The sequence below is a fragment of the Riemerella anatipestifer genome, assembly GCF_009663465.1.
GTDB lineage: Bacteria > Bacteroidota > Bacteroidia > Flavobacteriales > Weeksellaceae > Riemerella > Riemerella anatipestifer_C.
In genome coordinates this window covers 1-902 of record NZ_QXHU01000018.1, presented here as the reverse complement: position 1 = coordinate 902, position 902 = coordinate 1, and the positions used below count along the sequence as shown (strand labels likewise).

Here is a 902-nt window from a genome sequence, read left to right as displayed (position 1 = left end):
CAGGAGCTGCCTAGGGTAAAACTAGTAACTAGGGCTAAGTCGTAACAAGGTAGCCGTACCGGAAGGTGCGGCTGGAACATCTCATTTTAGAGACTCATTTGGAGTATAAACAAAAATAAGAGAGCTTACTTAAAGTAGCTTTGGTTTTTTTACTGGTTGGTATATAAAAGAATAACCCCTAAGATTAGTATCAGGGATAAGAAAGAGATTAGAAACTAGAAGTTGGGAGTTAGAAATAAGGATGTAAGTCTAGATTCTAACAATCTAAACTCTGACATCTAAGACAGTCTCGTAGCTCAGCTGGTTAGAGCGCTACACTGATAATGTAGAGGTCGGCAGTTCGAGCCTGCCCGAGACTACTAATTGATAGAGGTTGGATACTAGAAGTTAGAATTTAGAAAAAGTTGAATGTCTAAAATCTAACATCTGAAATCTAACATCTACACTAATGGGGGAATTAGCTCAGCTGGCTAGAGCGCCTGCCTTGCACGCAGGAGGTCAAGGGTTCGACTCCCTTATTCTCCACAAGGGTTAGATATTTAATTTAAAAGTAACAGATGGAGCCAAATACAACATCAGTTCATTAAATATTTAGCAAGCGTAAAGCACATTGACATTAACGGTAAAAGACATCACAAAGAGAAAACCGAGCACTTATAAGTGCTTGAGTAACCAAAAATATTAGGAAAGAAATCGTTAAGGGCGTATGGCGGATGCCTAGGCTTTCAGAGGCGACGAAGGACGTGGTAAGCTGCGAAAAGCTACGGGGATTGGCACACACGAATTGATCCGTAGATATCCGAATGGGGCAACCCAATACATTGAAGATGTATTACTGCGTAAGCAGAGCAAACCCGGAGAACTGAAACATCTAAGTACCCGGAGGAAAAGAAATCGAAGAG

General features: G+C 41.1%; 2 tRNA genes and 2 rRNA genes. All 4 read left to right on the top strand.

Annotated elements, in window-relative coordinates:
• A 16S ribosomal RNA gene (locus tag D1003_RS10935) occupies positions 1–87 on the top strand; the annotation flags it as partial.
• Positions 88–285: 198 nt separating this feature from the next.
• Positions 286–359: transfer RNA gene (locus D1003_RS10930), tRNA-Ile, on the top strand.
• Between the two features lie 92 nt (positions 360–451).
• Positions 452–525 (top strand) — tRNA-Ala (locus D1003_RS10925).
• Positions 526–686: 161 nt separating this feature from the next.
• Positions 687–902, top strand: a 23S ribosomal RNA gene (locus tag D1003_RS10920); the annotation flags it as partial.